This is a genomic window from Streptococcus sp. CL5.50 (genome assembly GCF_049738015.1).
GTDB lineage: Bacteria > Bacillota > Bacilli > Lactobacillales > Streptococcaceae > Streptococcus > Streptococcus mitis_CA.
Window position 1 is genome coordinate 123,804 of sequence record NZ_JBKOTR010000007.1, and the last position, 9,097, is coordinate 132,900.

The 9,097-nt window shown below is 33.0% G+C and carries 9 protein-coding genes; all 9 read right to left on the reverse strand.

All coding sequences use genetic code 11. The annotated features are described in order from the left end of the window. Positions 1–37: 37 nt before the first annotated feature. Positions 38–358 (reverse strand): V-type ATP synthase subunit F, encoded by a 321-nt coding sequence (locus ACLNCV_RS06195; RefSeq protein WP_000387941.1) that lies wholly within the window; start codon positions 356–358, stop codon positions 38–40. Beyond that, on the reverse strand, positions 348–1,355 hold the full coding sequence (locus ACLNCV_RS06200; RefSeq protein WP_101776870.1) for a V-type ATPase subunit: 1,008 nt from the start codon (positions 1,353–1,355) through the stop codon (positions 348–350). Before ACLNCV_RS06200 ends, ACLNCV_RS06195 begins: the two co-directional genes overlap by 11 nt. A gap of 58 nt (positions 1,356–1,413) precedes the next feature. Then, positions 1,414–2,001: a hypothetical protein gene (locus ACLNCV_RS06205; protein WP_424845009.1), complete on the reverse strand. Its 588-nt coding sequence runs from the start codon at positions 1,999–2,001 to the stop codon at positions 1,414–1,416. Between the two features lie 33 nt (positions 2,002–2,034). Continuing rightward, positions 2,035–2,511, reverse strand: coding sequence for a V-type ATP synthase subunit K (locus ACLNCV_RS06210; protein ID WP_000400484.1), 477 nt, complete (start codon positions 2,509–2,511; stop codon positions 2,035–2,037). Positions 2,512–2,526: 15 nt separating this feature from the next. After that, on the reverse strand, positions 2,527–4,518 hold the full coding sequence (locus tag ACLNCV_RS06215; RefSeq protein WP_369606426.1) for a V-type ATP synthase subunit I: 1,992 nt from the start codon (positions 4,516–4,518) through the stop codon (positions 2,527–2,529). Next, entirely contained in the window at positions 4,508–4,831 is a 324-nt protein-coding gene (locus ACLNCV_RS06220; protein WP_261232711.1) for a hypothetical protein, read from the reverse strand. The genes ACLNCV_RS06215 and ACLNCV_RS06220 overlap by 11 nt, the downstream gene beginning before the upstream one ends. A gap of 24 nt (positions 4,832–4,855) precedes the next feature. Beyond that, positions 4,856–5,746 carry an ROK family protein gene (locus ACLNCV_RS06225; RefSeq protein WP_369606427.1) on the reverse strand — a complete coding sequence of 297 codons (891 nt, stop codon included), beginning with the start codon at positions 5,744–5,746 and terminating at the stop codon, positions 4,856–4,858. Positions 5,747–5,902: 156 nt separating this feature from the next. Continuing rightward, the gene (locus tag ACLNCV_RS06230; RefSeq protein WP_000248710.1) at positions 5,903–7,012 is read right to left on the reverse strand and encodes a Gfo/Idh/MocA family protein; all 1,110 of its coding nucleotides are present in this window, start codon (positions 7,010–7,012) and stop codon (positions 5,903–5,905) included. Between the two features lie 39 nt (positions 7,013–7,051). Continuing rightward, a partial coding sequence (locus ACLNCV_RS06235; protein ID WP_424845010.1) for a sialidase domain-containing protein occupies positions 7,052–9,097 on the reverse strand: 2,046 nt, incomplete at its 5' end.

Consider the following 9,097-nt stretch of genomic DNA (forward strand, 5'->3'; position numbering starts at 1 on the left):
AATTATAGAATAATATTACAGACAATTTTGTACATTATTATAAAATATTGTGTCCTACTGCTTTCTCTACATTATCCTCTATACGTTTTAATCCTAAATTTAAACCTTGTTTATGAGTCGGTAATAAGATAATAGCAGGCACAACTTGGGAATCATAATGGCGAATTGTATCTAATATCATTGAAGCAATGTCTTCAGTGATATATATGACACCATAATCAGATTGAGCTAATTTTCTTAGTGTATTTATAGCTTCTTGTTCTTGATAGGCAGGAAATATATCAAACCCAATCATGCTAAATGGTAAAATAATATCACGGCTACCAATTATGCCAATTTTATACTTATTAGCTTCCATAATGTGGGCGTATCCTTTCTTTTATTGATTCAAAGGGAATTGTATTTTGAAGAGCTGATATGATCATTCTGAGATTCTTTACTTCAAACTCACATCCCAATAAATATCTAGCAAGAACTAACGGCCCATCTACATTGTACCTTCCTTGATCTAAAGTTTTATACAATAGTAAATCACATAAAAATTCTAACTCAGAAGATGAAATCGTTGCGTCCTGCATCTTCAATTCATAAGTTGAAAAGATTGAATCTAAGCTTGGATTTATTTTATTGAACCACACAAATATTTCTTGATTTTCTACAATGTATATAAATTCTTTAGCAGAAATACTTCCTTCATCTGAAAGTAATTGTAAAATATCCCCATGACTCTTATTTTGAGATAAACCACGTTTTACAGTAATAATATTATAAAAGTCAATCATTTCGACAATAACCTGAGACAATACCTCATCTAACTCATTAGATAAAAGTTTCAGATGTTTAAAATATGCTAGATCAGCTCCGACATCAAGTACACGAATATTATTAAAAGTTTCATACTCATTCCAAATTGATTCTACTTCACGAACCATAAAATCAGGAAGTGTATCTGAATGTAAGGAAGAAACTAAATGTTTTAAACTTTCTATATCAAAAATCCCTATTGGAATTAATAATTTAGAAAAATCTTTCTTAATTGCCGCCTTAGATTTTAATAAAACTTTGATATTATGATAAACATATCGTAAAGCAAATAAAGTCACAATTATATCAGACGGACTTTCAGCATAGGCCCATCTATAATCATTGACTAATTTTGTCATTAGCGAAATCTCTGTCTGACTAGGATCTTTTAAGATGTCAATCGATAAATGATAGGGAGTTGATTCTAAGATAAATGCCAATGTCTCCGTATCTTTGGATTGTATAATTTTTTGAAATTTTTCTTCTGTAATAAAATCGTTTTCTTTTACCGAAATCGTCGTATTTATTTTTGAAAAAAGATTAGTATCCATAAAATACCTTTCTAATTTTATTGGAATACTCCTAATTTCTAAGAAGGATTAACCAATTTCATCCTTGATTGATAAAAATTTGATTTGCGATACTTGAACTTTCTTCCTTAGAAATCGATCCAATTAATGTTTTATACAAATAGTTATCATCAATTTTACCTATTGAAATAAGTAAGCCTGATTCATTTGAGATAGGTTGTTCACTAAATAAATAATTTGGAAAAGAGAATTTCAATTTCTCTAATTGTTCCAAATTGAATTTAGCTAAAGTCCGTTCCCCAAAAGTTACTATGACCTCTTGTTGTGAATATTGTTCCAGAATTCGATAGATGAACTCCATTTCTTTATCTGCACTCCAAGATTCCATTTCTAGTAAAGCAGATTGAAAAAGTTCTTTTAATATTTTCTGTTTTGATACTAACGTTGATTGGCGTTCCTTATTTTTTAATTGTTGAAAAATTATTTGATATTTCTGTTGCAATTCTTTTAACTTTCGTTCATGTTCAGCTTCTTTTTTCTTTATAATGAGCGACCTTTGCATTTCAAATTCATCATCAATCTTCTTTTTGGAATCCAATAATTTCATACGCCCTTTTTCATGAGCTTGTTCAATAACAGACTCTCGTAAGTTTTCTAAATTGCTCATTTAGACACCTCCTTTGAATTGCAAATTTATTTCTTATACACGAAGGGTCAAAATGAATGATACGACAAAAGCAAGAATTGCATAGGTTTCTACCATGGCAGCTAAAATTGCTCCCTTCATGAATTCTTTTGGTCTTTTAGCCAAGATTTGCATTCCCGCTACTGCTACATTTCCTTGATGCTTAGCTGAAAAGTATCCTACAATAGCAATTGGAAGGGCTACAAAGAAATAAGCAACGCCTTTTTCTAAAGGAAGTTCTGGAGTTAATTGCAACCAAATTAAAATTCCAATAACAAAACCATATAATCCTTGTGTTCCGGGCAATAATTGCAATATCAAAGCTGAGGCAAACTTTTCAGGCTGTTCTTTCAGTAAAGCTGCGGCAGATTGCCCAGCCTTACCAACTCCATAAGCAGACCCCATACCGCTTAATCCAACCGCCAGTACAATTCCCAATGCAGCGAAAAAAGCTCCTCCATAGGTTGAAAAATAAGTTGCTAAATGTTCCATTATATATATCCTCCATTAATTCTTTGTAATAACCTTAATATATTTCTCAGAAGCCTTCAAAGGTTGAAATGGTTTTCCTCCACCCTCATAAAACTTACCAAAAAATTCAACAAATATCAGACGTGCTCCATGAACATATCCTGATAGTAACGATAGAAAAATATTGATCGCATGTAAAAGAATGAATAATACTAATCCAATTGTCAGTTTAGCCAATATTCCCGGAAACAAACCAACAATTAAATTGAAAGCTGATGCTATACTTGCTCCAGATAATCCTAATGCCATCAATCGAGTGAAACTAACTAAATCACCTATATAAGATGAAATGTTATATAGATTAAACAATCCTGCTCCAATACCTGACAAGCTTTTGGCTTGAATAATAGAAACAATCAAAATCCCCACAGCATTAAAAATAGATACCCATTTCCCTAATACAAATAACGGTCTCATATCAGGCATCAACATTCCAACAGCAATAAATAACAAGCCAAGCAGAATAACACACCACGCAAATCCTGAATTATATGCTTCTGCATATTTCTTCATTCTTACTTTTTGTAGTCCTGAAGCTAACAAACCTGCAAATACTGTAATAAACCCAAACACAACTGACACTACTAATATAGTCATGACATCAGAGGTTGTAGATATCAGATGAAATGGCAACTCATATCCAAAAAATGAGCCATAGATTCCACCCCAAATTGCAACGGCTACCCCTAATATATTAAAGAATTTTAAAAATCTCTTAGTTGCTGAAGGTAGATGAAAAATTTTTAATGCTAACATTGTTCCTAAAAACAATAGTAAACCATAGCCTAAATCAGCAACCATCATTCCAAAAAATGTAAAGTAAAATGGTGCTAATACAGGTGTAGGATCTTTCTCATAATATTTGGGCAGAGCATACATTTCTGTCAATAATTCAAATGGTTCAATTAAAGAATGATTCGTTAATTTGATAGGTATTTCATCTTGATTATCCGTCAATGTTTCCGATTCATAAATATAAATAGAATGTCCAAAACGCTCATCCATAACTTTTATAAAATATAATATACGAGTTTCTTCTATCCATCCTTCTAATGCAACTAGATGCGGAGTGCACAAAAAGTTATTCTTAGAGATTTGACGAGCATAGATAGATAAAATATAGTCTATTTGCCATTGTAAATCTATCAAATATTTCTTTGAATCTTGCAACGATGCGATAATATTCTCTTTTTCAGTTATTAACTGCATGTTTTCTTGATCTAAATCTACTACTCGCTGCTTCGGTAATTCCTTTCTAGAATAATCAAATGGTTCAAATAAGTATTCATCAAAATCTATAGAGTAACTAGACTGATAGAAAACAACAACACCGTACTCTCTATCATTAGAAAATATTTCTTGAACTTCAATATTGTTTTCTAAAAGACTATTGTATAAGCGATTATCTTCAGTCCTTGGAATTGTTCCGACTTTTCCTTTACAGAAAGAAAATTGTTCTAAATTTGCAGGAACAATTTCTAATTTTTCCCACTTTATTAATCGCTCTATTTCCTCATTATTACTTTGAATGTGTCTTTCTAATTCATGAACTCTATTAATTTGATGATTCACTTTTTTAAGAACACCCTCAGCAACATTAGCTTTACCAAATTTCTCTAATTCTTCATAAGAGGTAGTTATCGGAGGTTGCTGCAATAATTTAAACGTGTTTTCTTTCGGTAGGTATTCTTGTAATTTCTCTACAGTTGCTTCTAAATGTTGTTGTTGATTCATCAAATAAGTCAAGGCATCATTTCCCTCAATAACCCCATGATTGGAATTAGAAGTATGAAAAATTTGAATAGTTGGAAATACAACTTCATCTTTTTCTAGAGCTTCTGACCAGTTATCCTGAACCTTTAAATCACGGAACTGCACTGACTCTAGTTCTTGAATAGTTTTTAAAACATCATCAAGACTACTTTTAGAAAATAGTAGAGAAATTCTTTTCATCTGACTAATGGCCATATTTTTCTACCACCCTACCAATAATTTTTTCTACAAATTCTCCTTTCCTACTTGATGAAATATACTGAATATTTTCATCATTTTCCTTGATTGTTTTATTAACCTCATCAATAAGGTTCTGTTGTTTCATTTCTAAATTGCTTTCTATTGAAACTAATTCTTCGTGACTTTTTTCATCATAACTTTTTTCTAGTTTTTCCAATTCTTCTTGGGAAACAGCTTTATAAGTATAAATCTCATTATCATATGATTTTAAAATATCGTTTGCAACATTCTCAATATCTTGCATTGTCGAAAATACAGAGTTAGTCATTGTGACACCTCCTTATCTTTCATACTATTTATTAGAAATTCTATCTAAGAAATTTTTTACAGCTCCTATACGACCAGCTTCATTTCCTAATGTAGCTGCCACAAGATTTTTAGGTAAAAACCTATTATCCATTGCATTTTTAGCTAAAGAACTTTGAATTTCAGGTAACAAAATATCCTTACTATCCAGAATCCCACCTCCTAATATGAGAATTTCTGGATTAAGTAGATAAGAAATCGTTAATAAACCTTTTGTAAGATTTTCTACAAAAATTTCAAAAGTTTCTTCAGCAACTTTATCTCCAGATCTTAAATCAGTGAAGAAAGTACGTCCAGTTTGATTAGTTTTCAAGCTCTTTTTTTGATATAAATGAATCAATGCGGTTGTTGAGGCTTTACTTTGCCAATCCGAATTACCTACAGGAATATAACCTACTTCACCAGCAGTATAGTTAAATCCGTTAACAATTTGTCCGTTGACAATAATACTGCCTCCTATACCTGTTCCAATAGTAACCATTACTACATTTTTCTTATCTTTGGCTTGTCCCTTCCACAATTCACCTAATGCAGCACAATTAACATCATTTTCAACAAAAGTATACAACCCAAAACGTTTTTCTATTTCTACAGTAAAGTTTACTCCGATATACCCTGGTATTGTATAGCCTGCATAGATGATTTCTCCAGTATTAGCATTAACAACTCCAGCAGTGGAAATCCCAACACCATCAATTGAATGATTTAAAGTATACTCACCAATTAAATCACAGACCTGATTTAATATCTGATTCGTTCCCAAATCATAGTCAATAATTGTTTCTATCTCTTTGAAATGATTTAAACTCGTTCCAAACTCATCGTATAAATCTGCCTTAATTGTTGTTCCGCCAATATCGATACCTATAATCTTCATTTCAACACTCCCACATTTTTGATCTCATTACTTTTTGATAAAAAATGGGACTGGGCATTATCCCAGTCCCATCTCTATTTCTTTATTCAATGAGTTGTATCACAGAACTTTAGAAATTATATAATGACAAGAATTTACTATTCTGTTTTACAAAAGTTAAGCATTTGTGATTTCTGAAAGACTTACTTTTCGATCTTCTTTAACTGATAAAGTACATGCATCAGCGGTAGCGATTGATTCTAAAGCAGCTACACCATTGAGAAGTTTTTCAAATTCTTCTGTAATTTCTCCACCTTTAATGATGTCATGTAGATATTCCATTTCTTTATCAATACATGTTTGCAACCATAATGGGCAACGTACTCCTGGTTTACCGTAAGCAATTGCTCCATCCATACCACGACCGGTATAGATAGCTGTACGGTCATCATCTTCCTCTTGAGTTTCATGAACTAAGAAGTGTGATTCTCCTTCGCCTTTAACACGAAGAGTACCTCCAGTATTGAACAAGTCAAGTTTGATAGCTCCTTCAGTTCCTTGAATCAAGACGTAGTGTTCACCCCAACGGAAAGCATTACCATATTCCAAAACAGCATAACGATCATCAGAGTATTCTAGGTTTACAATGAGCATATCATCTTCATCACCAAAGTTTTCACCTTTATGATATACATTGCCTCCTACCATTGTCGCTTTTTCAGGAAGTCCTCCCATGATAAACTGAATGCAATCTAATTCATGAATATGGTGGTACAAATGTCCTCCAGATTGAGAACGAAGTTTCTTCCATGATACAGTAGGTTGTTGTTCTTCCCAACCTGTACGAGCAGCATGGCAATAAAGAACTTTACCGATTTTACCTTGAGTAATCAATTCTTTAGCATGGTGTACACCGTTAAAGAAGTTCATGATGTGGCCAGCCATAAAGATAACATTATTTTCTTTACATGCGTCAACCATGGCTTTACAATCTTCATAAGACAATGCAATTGGCTTTTCACAAAATACGTGTTTGCCATGTTGAGCAGCTTTCACAACAGGTTCACGGTGAAGGTAGCTAGGTGAAGCTACAATCACACAATCAATATCTTCACGTGCTACAAGTTCATCTAAACTTGCACAAACATCTGATCCCAACTCTTGAGCAACTTCTTCTCCATGATTTGGGTCAAATACCGCAACCACCTTTGCATCTTCAATTTTGTTCATTGAGCGAGCCAAATCAGCTCCAAAATATCCAGCTCCAACAATACCGTAATTTACCATAATTTTTATCCTCTTTCTATATATTTTTAAATTTCAGCTTTAATTCTTTTTCAAATCTTCAATCTTAAATGTTAAATATGGTACAACATTTTTCATATGAAGTTCATTACGAGACCATGAATCAAATTTTTCAAACATCAATCCAATTTCATGATTTGGTAACTCTGTCAATGTTGAATATGAGTATCCATAGTTACTATAATCAACATCGTGATGATAACGCCAATCAATTGTGTTATCATCATTAATTAGACCAATCGAAATTTGTCCGTGTTTACGACCATTTGTGGAGTTTGGAGTACTTAAAATGACAGCCTTTTTACCATCAATCAATTGGCTATAATTGATGATTGATAATTGTGTTCCATAACTTGGATTTGAAACAAAATTCAAATATTTCGGTGCACTCCAAGTAGTACCTGCGTCTTTACTTGTTAAATATGCAATTTTACCATTATTTGTACGCATATATGCTTGAATTACTCCTGGACTCAATTCTACAAATTGTGCTTCTGCTGACCAACTAGAAGGAAGTGGCACTACTTTAACTTTCCAAGATGCTCCATTATCGTCACTATAAATGAACGCAGACTCTTTACCAGTGTAAGACGGAATAAGAATACGTCCAGTTGAGCTTTCAATGATTCCACGTCCAGGACCTAAATATGGCGCATTCCGATTAAGTCCCATTATAGGAGGTAATAAAGTTGGTGCAGACCAAGATTCGCCATGATCATTGCTAGAAACATATGCAATATAGTTCGTTGGCACTACTTTAAACAATGCATCTTTGTAGAAGATATTCATATGAACTTTAGTCCCATTACGATATTCAGTCTTTTTATTATTTTCAAATGAAACCGAATATTGCTCTACCGTCAAATAATTACCATTTTGTTTAATACCGAATTTTTTATCTACTGAAAATTCAGTTGGTCTGTTGGTACGATCGTCGTATACAGTACCATTCTCACGAATAGTATAATTGTAATCAGTATCACCTTGTTTCTTTAATTTAAGGTAATAATTACCATCAATTTGTTTATAACCTGAATCTTTTCTAGTAGCTTCTCTAAAACTTACTCCAGCAGGCATCACATCAGCAAACATGAGTACTTGTTTGTTCTTTTTTTCAACAATAACAGAGTCAATATAGGTTGCACCACCGCTGATTTGTAAGTCACGTCCACCAACTTCACGAGGCCATTCTAATGGTACTGGCGCAAAATCATCGAATGCCAATGTTAATTTTGGTTTAGTCCATGTCCTACCATTATCATCACTATAACTTGTAGCAATATTAATTTTATTCAAGAAATCATGAGTTCCACCGTAACGAGCGTCAATGCTTGAAAATACCCGACCATTGCTAAAAGTATACAGAACTGGAATACGGAAATAGTTAGAACCTGTTGTATCATTAGCCGTATAAATTAAATGTCCAGTAACAGCGTTTGTTGTCATCTTTTTAACAGTTTCTTCATCCAATGCACTATTAAAGAATTTGATATTTTCTAGTGTTCCGTTAAAACCAAACGCCGTTTTTCCTGCACGTTTCACTCCCCCAAGCATATAGTAATCAATACCTTTAATATCCTTGATGTTTAGGAAGTTATCCACTTTCTTTTCTACTACTTTTGTACCATTTGCATATAAAGAATATGTTTTTTTGACTGAATCTGCTACTACTGCAACAGTGTTAGTCACAGCCTCTTGTTTGTACTTACCCCAAACTGAAGCAGGTCTGGATACTAGGTTATTTTTATTGGAAGAAGTATCACGCGCTTCCATCCCCAACTCACCATTGTCTCTAAGGAATACATCTACATAACTATTTTGTTGACCGGGTTTGGAATTAGATATTCCAAACAGAGCTTGTAAGCCTTTCTCACTTGACTGATTGTACTTAATCACTACAGTAAAGTCACCGCTAGTAAATTTATCCTTTAACTCTTTAGTAACATTTTCTCCGCCCCCGGTTAAAGTAACATTATTTTTTTCTAAGACAGGAGTTTCTTCCGCTTTAGAAGATGGATTCTTAACAGTAGTTTCGACTGTTCGAGGTTGTACAGTAACTTCCGAAGA

What these genes read in the sequence shown, in the direction of transcription:
- ACLNCV_RS06195 (WP_000387941.1), bottom strand. Translation starts at nt 358, where the DNA reads ATGGAAGCTAATAAGTATAAAATTGGCATAATTGGTAGCCGTGATATT.
- ACLNCV_RS06200 (WP_101776870.1), bottom strand. Translation starts at nt 1,355, where the DNA reads ATGGATACTAATCTTTTTTCAAAAATAAATACGACGATTTCGGTAAAA.
- ACLNCV_RS06205 (WP_424845009.1), bottom strand. Translation starts at nt 2,001, where the DNA reads ATGAGCAATTTAGAAAACTTACGAGAGTCTGTTATTGAACAAGCTCAT.
- ACLNCV_RS06210 (WP_000400484.1), bottom strand. Translation starts at nt 2,511, where the DNA reads ATGGAACATTTAGCAACTTATTTTTCAACCTATGGAGGAGCTTTTTTC.
- ACLNCV_RS06215 (WP_369606426.1), bottom strand. Translation starts at nt 4,518, where the DNA reads ATGGCCATTAGTCAGATGAAAAGAATTTCTCTACTATTTTCTAAAAGT.
- ACLNCV_RS06220 (WP_261232711.1), bottom strand. Translation starts at nt 4,831, where the DNA reads ATGACTAACTCTGTATTTTCGACAATGCAAGATATTGAGAATGTTGCA.
- ACLNCV_RS06225 (WP_369606427.1), bottom strand. Translation starts at nt 5,746, where the DNA reads ATGAAGATTATAGGTATCGATATTGGCGGAACAACAATTAAGGCAGAT.
- ACLNCV_RS06230 (WP_000248710.1), bottom strand. Translation starts at nt 7,012, where the DNA reads ATGGTAAATTACGGTATTGTTGGAGCTGGATATTTTGGAGCTGATTTG.